The sequence below is a fragment of the Streptomyces sp. NPDC041784 genome, from assembly GCF_055591025.1.
Window position 1 is genome coordinate 39,663 of record NZ_JBVJAB010000011.1, and the last position, 14,506, is coordinate 54,168.

Annotated in this window: 12 protein-coding genes and 1 pseudogene; 7 read left to right on the plus strand and 6 right to left on the minus strand. The window is 68.1% G+C overall.

Annotated features, from left to right (window positions below; genetic code table 11):
* Positions 1-87 precede the first annotated feature (87 nt).
* Positions 88-878 (plus strand): annotated as a pseudogene (locus tag ACZ6D7_RS24140) (transposase family protein).
* A gap of 153 nt (positions 879-1,031) precedes the next feature.
* On the opposite strand, the gene ACZ6D7_RS24145 reads toward ACZ6D7_RS24140, so the two are convergent.
* Positions 1,032-1,535 (minus strand): hypothetical protein, encoded by a 504-nt coding sequence (locus ACZ6D7_RS24145; protein ID WP_469494269.1) that lies wholly within the window; start codon positions 1,533-1,535, stop codon positions 1,032-1,034.
* Positions 1,536-1,997: 462 nt separating this feature from the next.
* Here ACZ6D7_RS24145 and ACZ6D7_RS24150 point away from each other — a divergent pair, with 462 nt between their 5' ends.
* From ACZ6D7_RS24150 to ACZ6D7_RS24160, 3 genes are all read left to right on the plus strand, one after another.
* Positions 1,998-2,747 (plus strand): transposase, encoded by a 750-nt coding sequence (locus tag ACZ6D7_RS24150; RefSeq protein WP_469494271.1) that lies wholly within the window; start codon positions 1,998-2,000, stop codon positions 2,745-2,747.
* Between the two features lie 305 nt (positions 2,748-3,052).
* The gene (locus tag ACZ6D7_RS24155; RefSeq protein ID WP_469494274.1) at positions 3,053-3,676 is read left to right on the plus strand and encodes a 2OG-Fe(II) oxygenase family protein; all 624 of its coding nucleotides are present in this window, start codon (positions 3,053-3,055) and stop codon (positions 3,674-3,676) included.
* Positions 3,677-3,702: 26 nt separating this feature from the next.
* The gene (locus ACZ6D7_RS24160; protein ID WP_469494278.1) at positions 3,703-4,149 is read left to right on the plus strand and encodes a hypothetical protein; all 447 of its coding nucleotides are present in this window, start codon (positions 3,703-3,705) and stop codon (positions 4,147-4,149) included.
* Positions 4,150-4,175: 26 nt separating this feature from the next.
* Here ACZ6D7_RS24160 and ACZ6D7_RS24165 read toward each other — a convergent pair whose 3' ends face one another.
* Positions 4,176-5,198 (minus strand): Scr1 family TA system antitoxin-like transcriptional regulator, encoded by a 1,023-nt coding sequence (locus ACZ6D7_RS24165; protein WP_469494281.1) that lies wholly within the window; start codon positions 5,196-5,198, stop codon positions 4,176-4,178.
* On the opposite strand from ACZ6D7_RS24165, the gene ACZ6D7_RS24170 reads away from it, so the two are divergent.
* From ACZ6D7_RS24170 to ACZ6D7_RS24180, 3 genes are all read left to right on the plus strand, one after another.
* The gene (locus ACZ6D7_RS24170; protein WP_469494284.1) at positions 5,185-6,621 is read left to right on the plus strand and encodes a helix-turn-helix domain-containing protein; all 1,437 of its coding nucleotides are present in this window, start codon (positions 5,185-5,187) and stop codon (positions 6,619-6,621) included. The two genes, ACZ6D7_RS24165 and ACZ6D7_RS24170, sit on opposite strands and share 14 nt — an antisense overlap.
* A 383-nt stretch (positions 6,622-7,004) precedes the next feature.
* Positions 7,005-8,303 (plus strand): methyltransferase domain-containing protein, encoded by a 1,299-nt coding sequence (locus ACZ6D7_RS24175; RefSeq protein WP_469494287.1) that lies wholly within the window; start codon positions 7,005-7,007, stop codon positions 8,301-8,303.
* A gap of 165 nt (positions 8,304-8,468) precedes the next feature.
* Positions 8,469-10,034: an NUDIX hydrolase gene (locus ACZ6D7_RS24180; RefSeq protein WP_469494290.1), complete on the plus strand. Its 1,566-nt coding sequence runs from the start codon at positions 8,469-8,471 to the stop codon at positions 10,032-10,034.
* Positions 10,035-10,624: 590 nt separating this feature from the next.
* On the opposite strand, the gene ACZ6D7_RS24185 is transcribed toward ACZ6D7_RS24180, so the two are convergent.
* From ACZ6D7_RS24185 to ACZ6D7_RS24200, 4 genes are all read right to left on the minus strand, one after another.
* Positions 10,625-11,392: a transposase gene (locus ACZ6D7_RS24185; protein ID WP_469494293.1), complete on the minus strand. Its 768-nt coding sequence runs from the start codon at positions 11,390-11,392 to the stop codon at positions 10,625-10,627.
* A gap of 12 nt (positions 11,393-11,404) precedes the next feature.
* Positions 11,405-11,860 carry an SUKH-3 domain-containing protein gene (locus ACZ6D7_RS24190; protein ID WP_469494296.1) on the minus strand — a complete coding sequence of 152 codons (456 nt, stop codon included), beginning with the start codon at positions 11,858-11,860 and terminating at the stop codon, positions 11,405-11,407.
* Positions 11,861-12,008: 148 nt separating this feature from the next.
* Complete coding sequence (locus ACZ6D7_RS24195; protein WP_469494299.1) at positions 12,009-12,968, minus strand: hypothetical protein; 960 nt, start codon at positions 12,966-12,968, stop codon at positions 12,009-12,011.
* Positions 12,969-13,112: 144 nt separating this feature from the next.
* Entirely contained in the window at positions 13,113-14,240 is a 1,128-nt protein-coding gene (locus ACZ6D7_RS24200; RefSeq protein ID WP_469494302.1) for a S1 family peptidase, read from the minus strand.
* Positions 14,241-14,506: the final 266 nt, after the last annotated feature.

Consider the following 14,506-nt stretch of genomic DNA (forward strand, 5'->3'; position numbering starts at 1 on the left):
GAGCTCACTGAACCTCTTTCATCCTGGGCTGTCGGGTGAACCGTGCTGGTCAGGGGTGGTGACGCGGCGAAGCCCCTCGTCGTTGGTGTGGTGATCTCACTCAACACGCCGACGGCCGGGGGGCTTCGTTGGTTCCGTATCCTTCCACGCTCGATGTCCCGCACGAGCTGGTCGAGCATGTCTCATGGCTCATCTACGCCCGAAGGTGTGAACAAGGCACCCGTTGGAGGAAGTTGAGCTGCTTCCGGCAGGCCCTGCTCGCGCTCGCCCACCTGCGGAACAACGACACGCTCGCCCAGCTCGGCACCGGGTTTGGCATCTCCGAAGCGACAGCCTGGCGCTACGTGGACGAGACGGTCGACGTCCTTGCCGCCTGGGCGCCCGGCCTGCGTGAGGCCCTGACCGGCCGCGGCGAGGACGACTTCGTGATCCTGGACGGCACTCTGATCCCCACCGACCGGGTCGCGGCAGACGAGCCGTACTACTCCCAGAAACACAAGAAACACGCATGAACGTGCAGGTCATCGCCGCGCCCGACGGCACACCCCTGTGGTTTTCGCGTGCCTGCCCGGACGCACTCACGACCTGACCGCCGCCCGCGCCCACGGCGTGATCGAGAACTGCCTTACCAGGCAGATCCTCGTCCTGGCCGACCGCGCCTACCAGGGCGCCGGCGCCACCGTCCGCACCCCCTACTACCGACACCACGAACTGCCCGAACGCCACCAGCAGTACAACCGGGACCACGCCCGCCTGAACGCGCCTTCGCACAGTTGAAAACATGGCGCCTACTTCGTCGAGCCCGATGCTCGACCAACCGCATCGGACGCATCGTCGCTGCCATCCACACCCTCCTGATCTGCGGATACAGAGGATGAAAGAGGTTCACTGACTGGAAATGCCCCTGGCTGCTGACCGGATCGAGTCCGGCACGTCGCAGGAACCCCGCCGCCAGCCGGAGGTCAGCCCGGCGCCCCGTCATCTTCAGGCATCGGCGCACACAGCGAGGCAGTTCTGCGTGACGCCCTGCATCAGGCCGGTGTTTCGCAGACGGCATAGAAGGTCACGTCGATGTCGCCGGTGCCCTCGTTGGTCACGGTCGTGTGCCAGGCGGTGGCGGAGAAGACGGAAGGGTAGGTCTCATTGATCCGGATGGAAGCGAACTGGTCCAGTTCAGCTCTGGCGCCGCCCGACACCGGCTCCAATCCTGCCGGGCATTCGACATCATGGCCCTCGACAGCGCCGGGGAGAACGTTGAACGGACCCCTGGTGGCAATCTCCCGCTCCACCGGTGTCGACGACGTCGACGAACTTTGCGTCGCGCTCTGAGTGCAGTTGGAGTTCTGGTTGCCGTTGTGGTTGGCGTACCCGTTTTGGACGTTGGGGTAGCAGACGTTGATGAGTGCCGGTCCGTTGAGGATGCCGTTGACGGCCCCCAGCAGTCCGTCCCCGTCTGCGTGAGCCCCGCCGGCACCCACGATGGCCGCGGTTGCAGCGGCGGTACTAATTGCGATGATCCTATGAGCGAGCCTCATTGAACATCCTCCTGCTGTTGCGATGCCAGATCTGTGGTCCTTCATCGCAGAGCATGGTGAGACGGCACGCCGATCAGGCCTGTGGCACGCCACGGGCCGCGTTCTTCAGCCTTGCGGCTCAACCACGCGCAGGACGCGTACACGCTGCACGTCGGGGAGGAAGTCGAGGGCGGACATGGGGACCAGCGCACCGACGGGCCGACCAGGCGGTGCGCGTCGATGACGGGCAGGCGCTTCGCCGTACCTGATGCCCGGTCATTTTCTGAAGGTGTTCCGGTGTGTGGAGCCCGCCGCCTCCGGGCCGCAAAGTGGCCGGGCATGGGCCTGCGGATCAGTGAGCCTTTTCAGGCTGGCCTCTGATCGGGTGACGCCGGTGAGGTGGGTCGGGGGCCGCAACGCACGAGGCCCCCGTACCGTTGGGGGAGGTGTTCGAAGTCTCAACCCATCAGCACAGGAGCCTCGTTGGTTCCCCATCCTGCCGCACTCGACCTGCCCCATGCTCTGGTCGAGTGGGTCACGATGCTCATCGTCACCCGTGAGGGTGACCGGCGGTGCAAGCTACCGCCGCACAGGCGTGCGCTCGTCGCTCTCCTGTACCTGCGGTGCCACGACACTCTCGCCCGCATCGCGGCCGGCTTCGGGATATCCGTCGGGACCGCCCATGCCTACGTCACCGGCGTGACCGGTCTGCTCGCCGACCGCGCGCCGGGCCTGCTCAAGACGCTGCGCGAGCACGATCCGGAGTTCGTCCTGCTGGACGGAACCCTCGCCGAGTGCGACCGCGTCGGTGACAGCCGGCCGGACTACTCGGCCAAGCACCGCCGGCACGGCGTCAACGTCCAGGTCGTCACCGATCCCGTCGGCGAGGTGCTATGGATCTCGCCCGCACTGCCCGGCCGCACCCACGACCTGACCGCCGCCCGCACCCACCACATCATCCGGATCTGCGAACGACAAGGCATCCCGATCCTTGCCGACCGCGCCTACCAGGGCGCCGGCCCGTGGGTCACCACCGGACTCAAACGACCACCCGGCGGCGAACTCACCCCCACCCAACGCGCCTGCAACCGCACCCTCGCCCAGGCCCGAGCGCCCGTCGAGCGCGGCATGGCACGGCTGAAGTCCTGGCATATCTTCCGCAGATCCCGCATCAGCCCCAACCGCATGACCGTCATCGCCAAAGCCGTCCTCACCCTGGAGAGGCAACGCTGAAAAGGCTCAGTGGCTCTACCTGTGCGAGGAGCTCACCCCGCTCCAGCAGCCCGGCTGCACCCAGCGGGTCACGCTGCCCTCCGGCACCAGCGGCCGAAGCCCCGCCGAGCTCCTCGGTGCCGCCCACGTCACCAGTGGACTCGCCCGCCTGTGGCCACTCCTCGACGTCCCCTCCCCCGTCCGCGACCGACGCTTTGCCCACCTCACCGCCTACATCCGCGGCTGCCGCGACCTCATCACCGACAACCGCCCCCATTTCACAGCTGACGGACACGCCCTCGCCGACCGGATCCTGGAGGCCACCCGTGACCCTCACCGTCCCCACCCCTACCGTGCCGTTCAACGACGGCTTCTGGAGTACTCCCCTCTACACCCGCACCGTCGACGACGGACCGGCCGTCAACGATGATCTGCACGCCCTCGTCCTCGACCGCACCCGTGCCGCACCGACCTCCCAGGTCGGTGTGCGCAACGCCGACAAGACCTCCTCCGACGTCCTGCGCTGGGAGCACCCCGCCATCGAGCAGCTCCGCGGCTGGATCACCGACGCCGCCTGCACGCTCAACGACCACGTGGGCGCCGGCCGCGACCCATCGGGCCAGGAAGCGCAGATGATCGCCGAAGCGTGGGCCGTCGTCTACCGTCCCGACGGCATCCACCAGCTCCACAGCCACCACGACGCCGCCTGGTCCGGCGTCTACTACGTCTCCACCGGACACATGCAACAAGGCACCGGCCTCCTGCAGTTCGTCGACCCGCGTCCCGCCGCTGCCGCCCGCGAACCCGACCGCACGCCGCTGCACACGATCAGCCCGAAGCCCGGGCTGCTGGTCGCTTTCCCCGCGTGGCTGCGGCACTGGGTCACCCCGTACCAGGGCGACGCGGAGCGCCTGGTCATCGCCTTCAACATCGGCTTCCGCCGCAGCTGATCACCTCCCGCGACGAAGGAGAGTCCATGTCCGTCACCGCTTTGTGGCCGACGCCCGTGCACACCGTCCTGCTCGCCGCCGACGACTTGGCCCAACTCGCCGCCGATCCCGCTCAGCTCACCGGACACCTGCCGCCCGGCCATCCCGCCCGCGACGTGCCGTGGACTTCGCGAACCGAGAAGTGGGACGGAGGATTCCACGCCGCCCTCCGCCACGGCACCGGAGCATGGTTCGCCCTCGTCGTCCTCGACGCGCTCGTCTGCGACCGCGCCGAGGCGTCGGGGGCGGCGATCCTGCACGACCCGCGGGCCGGCGCCGCCAACGTCGCCCTGCCCGGCCTTCCCTGGGGCCGGCCGATCACGGTGCCCACCGTTCCCGGCACGCTCGTGCTCGTACCGGGCTGGCTGGCCTGGCAGATCGCCCCTGTACACGTCGGCGAGCACCGCACCGTCCTTATCGCGGACTCGGCATGAGGTCGACCCACTGGCCGGATGGGCGGCTATGCGGCCAGGTCTGCGGCTGCGGCGGTGGCCGCGCGCCACAGGTGGTCGAAACGGACCGTGGCCCGACCAGCGCGGTCCGGGACGAGCCGCGGGCTCCCCTCGCCGCTCTCCGTCGCGGTCATGGTGAGGGCGCCGTCGCCGAGGACCGCCAGAGCGAACGCACCCACAGGAGTCACCAGTGCGGTCACTGGCGAGGGCAGCACGCGGATTTCCACTCCCAGGCCGTCGACCTCACGCAACCGCGCTGCCTGCTCGCGCATCACCTCCAGACCGCCGATCCGGCTGGTGAGGGAACCCTCGCCGAGCAGAACGCGTACGGGAGTGCGGCCGCGTCGGGTAAAGCGCTGCTGGCGCAAGGCCAGCAGCCACAGGCGCCGCTTTCCCTCCGCTTCACCCGCCTTAGCAAGCAGCTCGCGGGCGTAGCGGCGGGTCCGCAACACCGCCGGGATCACGCTCGGCGCGTACACCGCGCTCAACGCCCACGGTTCCACGTCGAGGTAATCGCGAAGAGCGGCATCGGTGACGTCGCCGAACGAGTGGTAGGCGCTTCGGCCCTGGGCGCGCGCGGCCCAGTCCAGCGCCCGGTCGCGCAGGGCAACGGAAGGTTCGTAGAAGTCGATCAGCCGCTCAATGTCGGGCAGAGTCGCCCGGTGACGGCCGCACTCGATGCGCGAAAGCTTCGACACGCTGAGGTAGTGGGCGCACGCGACTGTCTGGAGAGTCAGCCGGCGCGCGGCGCGGAGCTGGTGGAGCTGGTGGCCGAGCAGGAGATCGCGAGATCGTCGCGCTCGGCTGGGCGTCGTGAACCACGGACAACGCGCCCCTCCGTACCGTCGGCGGTCGCCGCCCACAGCGTCGGGCGGCTGTCTGCCCGGCCAGGGTCGACCGCGGCCACGGCCGATTCCAGATGGAGGCCCTATACGACGACCACGTATCGCTGACAGAACGTCACAGACCGCTCTACGCTGGGTGCGCCATGTCGTCCGCCCCGCTGAGGGGGTCACCGTGCGGCCCAGCACCCCTACACGATTAGCCGTTCCCGAGGGCCTGTGGGATCGTCCTGAGATCGCCCAGGCTCTCGCGAGGCGTGACGCCGGCGTTCTCTTGCGCTTCTTCCGTCAGCACACGGGCGCGAGCCAAACGCAGGTCGGGAGCCTGACCGGCCTGAGCCAGTCCGACGTGTCCGCCTTCGAACGACGCCTTCGCCAGGCAACCAGCCTGGACGTCCTCGGCCGCATCGCCGCCGGCCTGTCCATCCCCGGTTCGATGCTCGGCATCACCACCGACGGCGAAGGAGCGAACGCACATCCCGCACACGCGCCGGGCCCTCTCACCCGCGGCGGCGCGGGAGGACCAGGACGACTCGGTCCGTCCGATGGGAACCAGCAGGCGCTCGGCGATACCGTGGCCTCAGTCATGCATCTGGGAGGCGCGGACGTGGATCGACGGCAGTTTCTGACGGCCTCGGCAGCGATCGGCCTGGCCGCCCTCGACCTGCCCGACGCCGAGGCGCTCACCCGCCGCGTGAACAGGCCTGGCCCCGTCGCGGTGGGCATGGGAGAGGTCGCCGCCATCCGGACGATGACGACCGAGCTGGGCAACGCCGCCTCCGAAACCGGCGGCGGCCACGCTCGCCACCTCGCGGTGCGCTATCTGACGATCGACGTACAGCGCTGGCTGGAGGGCAGATACGCAGATCCGGTGGGGCGAGAACTGTTCGCCGCGACCAGCCAGTTGGTCCAGTTGATCGGGTGGATGGCCCGCGACGAGGGCCTCGACGGCCTGTGCCAGCGCTACCACCTGTACAGCTACCGCCTCGCCGCCGAGGCCGGCGAGAACGAACTCGCCGCCACCGCTTTACGCGGCCTCGCCGATCAGGCAGTCGACCTGGGGCACCTGCCCGTCGCCGTACGGCTCGCCGAAGCGTGCGAGCACCGCGGCCGCAAGCTGCGCAACCCGAAGGCTCTCGCCTACTACAGCAACACCTACGCCCGGGCAGCCGCCGCTGACGGCGACCGCCCCCTCGCCGCGAGGCTGTTGAAAGCGGCGCAGAAGGCGATCGAAAACGCACCGGTGAAGCCAGGCGAGTCGTGGGCCAGCCACTACAGCCACGGCCGATGGGCCCACGAGGCCGGGATGATCCACGCCCGGATGGGCGACCTGACGGCAGCAGAGGCCCATCTTCATCAGGCACTCGGGACGTACAGCCTCGACCGGCGACGCACCCGCGCTATCGTGCTCGCCGACCTGGGCCACGTTCAGCACAAGCGTGGGAACACCGCTGAGGCGTTGGGGACTTGGCACGAGTTCCTCGACTGCGCGGAAGGTGTGCAGTCGGTACGCATCAACGACGGCATCAGCAATATCCGGGCACGCCTCCCCCGCCTGCCAGAAAATCAGGAGAGCCAGAGCCTCACCGAACGACTCGCGCTGCGAGCGTGACGGCGCCGAGTCAACGGCCCAATCCCGCCCACTGGGGGCGCACGGCCCCGGGGTGCCGAATACCAGGGCACCAACGCCGGCTACGAAGGCAACCGCGAGAGCACCCCGGCCGCGCTGTACCCGGTGAACCGGCGCTCTTCGTTCGCCGCGTCGCCCGGCCTTCGGCGCCATCAGTTCGGTGGCGGAGGGCGAGGGCTCGGCGTTTCGGCCAAGATCGCTCTGGGCTCAGGCCGGACGGGGCAAGGGTCGTTGCATCGCACAGTCGTCGCCTCTCCCGTCGTGAGGCGGATCTCAGCACGTCTGAAAAACGTGCGTTCGAAAAGTGTTCCGTCTCGTTGAGCCAGACGCACTCGAACTCCCGCGCGACAGGAAGAGGGCGACTCGTGGCCTCGGCACAGGACGGCACACCGGATCGCGACACCGCTCTGGCGGATCCAGCGGAGCCGGAGCAGGTGTGCATGCGTGTCGTCGGTGAGACGGCTACGGCCCGGGAGGGCATGGTCGCCCGGCTTGAGGAAGCCGGCGTGCTGCGGCTGGGACGGGTGCGCGAGGCCCTGCTCTCGATCCGGCGCGAGGTGCTGATGCCGCATGCGTACGTGCGGCGCAGCCCGCCAGGAGAACTGCCGCCGCGGTGGGACCTGTTGGGCTGGGCTGATCCTGCCGACCGCGACGAGCTGCTGGCGCTGCTCTACGGCGGGGAGAGCGTGCTCATCCAGCACGCCGGCGAACCGGTTCTCGGCCGTGTCCCGGGTCCGAGGTCGGGTGGGGTGATCACCTCGATGACCAGCATGGTGGGCATGACTGCCAGCCTGTTGCAGGACCTGGATCTGCGGCGGGGGCAGCGGGTCCTGGACATCGGTACGGGCGCGGCTGTGACTGCGGCCATCGTCTGCTGGATCTGCGGCGACCGGAACGTGGTCACGCTCGACCGCGACGCGCACCTCACGGAGGCGGCGCAGGCCCGCCTGGCAGATCTCGGGTACCGACCGATGGCGGTGACAGGGGACGGGGCGCAGGGCTGGCCGGGCGGCGCGCCGTACGAGCGGATTTTCGTCTCGTACGCCGTCCCCAGGATTCCGCAGGCCTGGGTAGACCAACTCGCCCCGGGCGGGCGGGCGATGGCAACCCTCAGCGGCACCTCTCCGTCGTGGCCAGGCCTGGCGATCGTGACCGCCGCGGCCGACGGCCGCATTCGAGGCGAAGTGCGCCCCGTCGAGTTCGGGCACCGGCCTGGCCACGGCTTCGAACGGCTGTGCATGACGCGGGAGTTCCTCGACCGGATCGAGGCCGGGCGGGACACAAGCCGCCTCGTCCGCACCCGTACGGCGCCACCATCAGACGAAGCCCGCGGATTCTGGCTTGCTCTCGATCATCTGCGTCCCGGTCTGGTCCGGAACTGGGGCGCCGACCACTTGGTCATCGGCGCCCCAGCGTGCGGATCCTGGCTCGCGGCCCGGGCAGGCGGAGGCGGCCGGTGGAGTCTGGCGGCGGATGGGCCTCGGGACATCTGGGAGGAGATCCAGAGCGTCGCCGCTCGCTGGAGGGCCGCAGGAGAGCCGTCCGTCTACCGGCTCCATCTCGGTCACGACCACCACCAGTGGGTCAGCGCCGGCACCGGCACCGCGGAACTGTCCTGGCCGCTTCCCAGCCCGGATACGGCCAATGGCGAGGAGCCACGGTGACCGCTGGCGACCTTCCGAATCCGACCGCCCGGCGCCAACAGCGCTACGCCGCGCCCCGGTTGGCGTGCGGGCCCCTGGACCACGTGCGCCACCTCGGCGGCTGAGTGATCCCGGGCCTCGGCTCGTACGCTGATCCCTGTCCCCCGATTTTCGAGAGGTGCTGACATGCCGCCCGCCCCATCCGAAATCCGCGCTCTCGTCCAGACGTACCTGGTGCGCCACCCCGCCGAACACGCCGTCGGGGAAGCGCTGCTGGCGGTACTCGACGGAACCGACGATCCGACGAGCCATACAACGATGCCGGCACACATCACGTGCAGTGCCGTGGTGATCGACCGTGACCGGCGGGTGCTGCACATCCTCCACAGGGCGAGCGGCCTGGTGCTCGTCCCCGGCGGCCATCCCGAGCCGCACGATCGCACGCTGCTCGCCGCGGCCGTGCGCGAGGTGGGCGAGGAGACCGGGATCAAGCCCGGCAACCTGTGCCTGACGCCACTCCTCGGCGTCCCCATCGACATCGACTGTCACGACATCGACGCCCGCCCGGACAAAAGAGAGCCGGCGCACCGGCACTACGACTTCAGGTTCGCGTTCTACCTGGCCGAGGAGCAGCCCGACCTCGTCCTGCAGGACACGGAGGTAGCGGGAGCCGAGTGGCGCCCGTTCGCCGAAGTCAGCTCGCCGACGCTGCGCGCCAAGCTGCAGGAGTCGGAGCTCGACGGCCGGCCGGAACCGGTGAACGCCTCGGCTTTGATCTTCGACGACGCGGGCCGGTACCTGCTGCACCTGCGCGACAATCTCCCGGATATTTGGGAGCCAGGGGCATTCGACTTGCCCGGCGGCGGCAGCGAGCCGGAGGACGAGACGATCGAGGACACGGTCCGGCGCGAACTCGGCGAGGAGATTCCCGACCTTGTCGTGCCGGTCCTTGAGCCCTTCGCCGTGGAGAAGGCCACCGGGACCGACGGACTGTGCGTACTGATCAAGGTGTTCGCCGGCCGGTGGAACGGCGACCCCGACCGGCTGCGTCTCACCGAAGGCGTCTTGCTGCGCTGGTTCCCGCCCGAGATGCTGCACCGGCTGCGCCTGAGCCCGTCGACACGCGATCTGGTGCTCCGGCACGCCGCTCAGCGCACCGCCGTCCTCGGCCACGACCATGAGCAGTTGGACGACGCCGGGCAGGGCCCTTTCCAGGTCGGCGGTTACGCGCACACAGAGCCCACGGTGCCGGGGCCCCGTATGGGTGGTGTGCCGCGCCTCGCGGTTTCTGCCGATGCGAGTGAGATCGCCCGTCTGAGGTCCGAACTCATCCTGTCCGAGGCGCTGGACGAGGACTGGCTGGCCATGTGCCGCGACCACCTTGCCGCGCGCCTTGTCCCGGGCGGGGACGCCCGGGCCTACGTCGTCGACGCGCCCGAGGGCGGGCTCGCGGCCTGTGCTCTCGCCCTGATCGATACCGTGCTCCCCGCCCCCCGGTACCCCAAGGGGCTGGCCGCGCGGATCCAGGCCGTCGCCACCGTTCCCGGCTGCCGCCGCCGGGGCTATGCCAAGGCCGCCTTGACCGCGCTGCTCGCGCACCTGGAAGGCGACGGCGTGACGCTCTACGAGCTGCACGCCTCCGACGACTCCGCCCCGCTGTACGCCGCGCTCGGTTTCAGGAGCGACCCCGCCCTCATGCGGATGACCCGGACCCCGTCCCCAGTTCGCGCACCCGCTCACGGGATGACCTGACCGGCGCCGAATCCGACGCGAAAGCGAACCACCACACGATGAGGAGCAGCTACGTGGGTTACGTCCGCCGGGACCAGTGGGAGCGCCACTATACGCAGGACCGAGGCTTTCGACGGGTCGGTCAGACCGAGAGGGCCCTGCTGGCCGAGCACGTTCCCGCGCCGGCCAATGGCCGGGCGCTGGACGTGGGTTGCGGCGACGGTTGTGTCGGCAGAGACCCTGTCCCCCGCAGGTCGTGTCGCTTTACCCGGCAGGACAGTCCGACGCGCGTGTCGCGGTGCGACGGGGCACTGTGTTCCTTTCACGTTCCAGTGGTGTGATCGAGATCACGGCGGCAGGGATGCGCTTTGCGCTGTCCTCACGGTCGACGGGCGCTTGGAGTTGTCCGTAGGCCGCTTCGCATTGGTGATCGACCCTGCATGGTGCGGCTGGTCCGCACGGCAGTCATCGCCACTAGTCTGTATCCAGATCCGCTCGCCGTCTCGAGGCTGGTCCGCTCTTTGAATGGAGTGAACAGCACACTAAGGGCTGTCCCGTAAATGATCTACGAGCTGCCTCGGGCGTGGTTGGCCGTTGTGAGGGCTGCCCGTTTATCCGGCGAGGGTGAGGTTGTGCATCCGGGCGATGCCGAGCATGGCGTGGTGGACTCCGTCGCCTTTGAGGCGGCAGTCGCGGAGAATCTTCCAGGTCTTCATGCGCGCGAAGACGTGCTCGACGCGGGCGCGGACCTGCTTGTGGGACTTGTTGTGTGCTTCCTTCCAGTCCGGAAAGTCTTCGCCCTTGCGTCGGCGGTGGGGTATGACGAGCCCAGTGCCCGGATAGCCGCCGTCGGCGATCGTGAGTGTTCTGCCGACGGCGGCTTTGGCACCGGATTCCTCCCACGCCTTGCAGTCGTTGCGGTTTCCGGCGAGAGGCCGTCCCACCACGACGACCAGGCGGGTGTCGGCGTCGATGACGACCTGGTGGTTGGTCGAGTACCGGTAGTTCTTGGACTGCTTCGCCACCGTGTGGTCCCGGGTCGGGACCAGGGTGCCGTCCACGATGAGCACGGTGTGCTTGGCGAACCGCTTGCGGGGTTGGAGCGCGAGCATCGGCCTGAGGTGGTTGATGATGCGGTCCGCTGCCGACTTGGACACCCCGAAGAGCGGAGCGAGTTGGCGCATCGTCAGGTTCGTGCGCCAGTACGCCGCGACCAGCAGTGCCCGGTCCTCCAGCGGGAGGCTCCACGGCCGGCCCTTGCGGACCGCGTCCGCACCCTCGCGCCGCAGTACGGTCACCAGCTTGCGGAACAGGCGAGGGCTCAGCCCGGTGAACGGGGCTATCCAGGACGGCTCCGAAGCCGAAATCACACCAGCCACCGCAAGATCGTCTCACCTGCCGGAGAGGCAGTTGGCGAGCCAGTCTGCCTGCTCCTCACGATTGACGCCGCCATCGCCATCCACCACGTAGGCCAACGCCTCCATGAAGGTAGAACCCAGGGGCCAGAGCCAGTTCGGCCCCACGGCGACGACGCGACCGCTGGCCGCGATATACGACCTGAACTGGACCGACCACATGCCCAGAGGGCTGTAGTTCTCTCCGAATCGACACCTCAGTGTGGACGCTTCCTCGGCGGCGTCGATGCAGGCGTCAACGGGGTCTATGTACAGCGACGAGCCGGGGACGCGGGCCGAGGAACTCTCAATCGTCAGCTCGCCGAACTCGGCCCAGACTGCCGTCGCCACGTCGTTGAGTTCGAGCCCAGCACCCATCAGTTGCTGTGTCCAGTCCGCAGTGGCGATCTTGCGACCTGCTGTCCACCCAGCAACGCAAAGCGCGTCCAGCACCGACGGACTACAAGCCATCATCGACTCACTGGTGTGCTCTATGCGCCCTCCCCCTCGGCCGTGTCTGTTGTCCCAGTCTGCCGCACATCAGGAGCAGCAGACAGGGCTACTGGCACGGAAGACACGGAGATCGTTTACGGGACAACCCTTAGGTCCAACTCGGCGACAGCCCGTTAGGCTCTCCGTACGGCACTGGCCGACCGGTGAAGGCATCCAGGAGAATACGGTCATCGAGTGGCTTCCGCAGCTCCACCTTCACGCTCTGTTCGATCATGTCGGTGCGGCAGGGCCCGCTCCGTGCCCCTGCGATGGAGGCGTACAGCACTACGCTCTCGTCCGTCTCAAGTACCTTCACGACGGGGCCGTCGTCGCAGGCTCCGTGCGTGGCCTTCACCGTGATGGACCGGCCGTCCATCGCAGTCCCGGCCAGCCGGGCGACACGCCTGAGACCGCCGACAGACCCTTGCTGAGCCGCTCCGATCGGCGGCTTGGGAAGCTTTGACGGGGTGACGGCGACACGCTTGAGCGGGGTGTCGTAGCCCTCAAGCGTGAACAACCAGGCGGGAACGGTCGCCGTGCCTCGGCTCGTCGTGATCGTCGTTTCGCCGAGCCTCGCTCCCGTCACGGTCAGCCGGGGTCCCTCACTGCGGTTGAGGGCAAACGACTGGTACGCCTTCTTCGCCCCCATCAGTGGACGGCTCAGGGTGTCTCCGCTTCCCCACTCCACCTTCCCGGGCACGGTCGCGGTGGTCGGCAGATCTCCACGCAAGACGAAGTTCTTGGTCTCGTAGGCCCGCTCGTCCGCCTCGGAGAGCCAGCCGGATTCCGGCGTCTGTACCGCGTCGGCCATCGGGTAGTAACCATGGCTCCAGGCAGTCGCGGCCGCGGACCCCTGCCACGCGTCGGCCACTTCACGAGCGCGCCTCTCCTGCTTCTGCGGCGACTGACTGTTCGCATGGCCATCGTCGGCGCCCCGATCAACGCCGCAACCGGCAAGGAGCCAGACACCCAGGAGGGGCGCGAGTAGCAGGCTGACGAGACGCTTCGCTTGCATGTTCATGGAGTTCCCTTGGACGTCGCCGACGACGGATTCCCTGCTGAAGAGCATGGCGCTGAGACTGACCAACTCCTTGCGCCAGCCCCGGTCCACACCTTCGACGCGGAGGGGGGCACCGGGGTTCACTCACGACCTCTCGCACCGCCTGCGGTGTGCCCATCCAGACCGCAGGCAGCGAGAGGAAGGTGCGCGTGCCTAATAGACTTTCAGGCCCTCCCAGGAGAGCACGAGGTAAACCGGCTCGTACCAACTGACGCGGTCCGCTTGGCCGTCGGAATCTCCACAGGGATAGAGATCCCCGTCGGCGTAGTTGGCGCCCGACTGGATACCCACAGCCGTTTCACCGCTGAACAGGGCTCCTCCGCTGTCACCATGCACCGCGCAGTTACTCGCCTTGATCATGTGATTGAGCCTGGTGCCGTCGTCATAGGTGACCGTCGCGTTCGTTGAGAGCACCTTGCCCACCAAGTCCTGGCTCATGGTCCCCACGCGCTTCACCTCCTCATTCACGAATGCGGAGGCGGAACGCGAGATCTGCCCTTCCGAGCCGTCCTTGTACTGGATCGTCCCATACGGCGAGACGTCGGGGTTGGTGTACGCCATCACCCCGTAGTCGGACTGGTTCGTGTCGTTTCCGTAGGCCCAGTCGGTGGCCCTCCCGAGGGGAATGTCCCCGCTCCTTCGGCGCCAGGTGACGGCGCCGTCCTCCATGCAATGTCCGGCGGTGAGCATGTACTTCTTGCCGTTGTCATCCTGCACGTTGAACCCGGCGCTGCAGGTGCGGATCCAGTTGGTCCCGCCGGAGGTGTAGTTCGACAGTATGCCCAATCCGCCGCGCATGGCGTATGCGGTCGATTCGATCTTGCCGGAGTGTTCCGTTATGCTGACCGCATCGCCGTATCCAGAGACAGCATTTTCAATTCGGTCTCTGTCAGCGGCGGAAACCCCGTCGTAGATCTGTACGTCCACCTGGTTGTTGCTCGGGTCGATGCTCCAGGCAGTATTGGGGATCACTGCCAGCTGATCCAGTTTGGCTTTGGCGGAGTCGAGTTCGGCGGTGCTGTGGGGTACGACCTCCGCTACCGCGCCGGCACTTCGCACGGTTTCCGCCGCAGCCTGATCGGTGACCGCGACGACGATTCGTTCATTCCGGTAGTACACGCCAGCCGCGCGCTTGTCGCCCAGCTGATCGGCAATCGCTGTCGCCTTGGCTGGATCGGTGAGTGCTGGCGGCGCAGCTTGGGTGGCGGTTGTGGTGGTCAGCGTGAGTACTCCGCCGACCGCCGCTGCGATTAATCCCCGGTACACGTGACGTCTTCGCATCTACGGTCCTCACATTCTCGATGGATGCACCTTTGGTGATCGACACGCTTCGTGTGAGGCTGGTGAAGCAAGATTGCCAAGAGGTGAACCGGGCATGACAATCTTTGGGGTTGGCGGGGTGTTGACCTGAACTCGCGGGCTGCGGCCTAAAGAAATCCCTGGCAGCGAAACGTTTCGGGGGAGGGCTACTGGCCCGGCCTTGCCGCCGCTCTGGGGTGGTCCCGGGCACTCTCGCGGCGGCGACCTCGAGAATCTTCCTGCCGTCC

Excerpts from the sequence above, each read along its gene's own strand:
- ACZ6D7_RS24145 (WP_469494269.1), bottom strand. The coding sequence starts at position 1,535 with ATGAGGCTCGCTCATAGGATCATCGCAATTAGTACCGCCGCTGCAACC.
- ACZ6D7_RS24160 (WP_469494278.1), top strand. The coding sequence starts at position 3,703 with ATGTCCGTCACCGCTTTGTGGCCGACGCCCGTGCACACCGTCCTGCTC.
- ACZ6D7_RS24180 (WP_469494290.1), top strand. The coding sequence starts at position 8,469 with ATGCCGCCCGCCCCATCCGAAATCCGCGCTCTCGTCCAGACGTACCTG.
- ACZ6D7_RS24195 (WP_469494299.1), bottom strand. The coding sequence starts at position 12,968 with ATGCTCTTCAGCAGGGAATCCGTCGTCGGCGACGTCCAAGGGAACTCC.
- ACZ6D7_RS24200 (WP_469494302.1), bottom strand. The coding sequence starts at position 14,240 with ATGCGAAGACGTCACGTGTACCGGGGATTAATCGCAGCGGCGGTCGGC.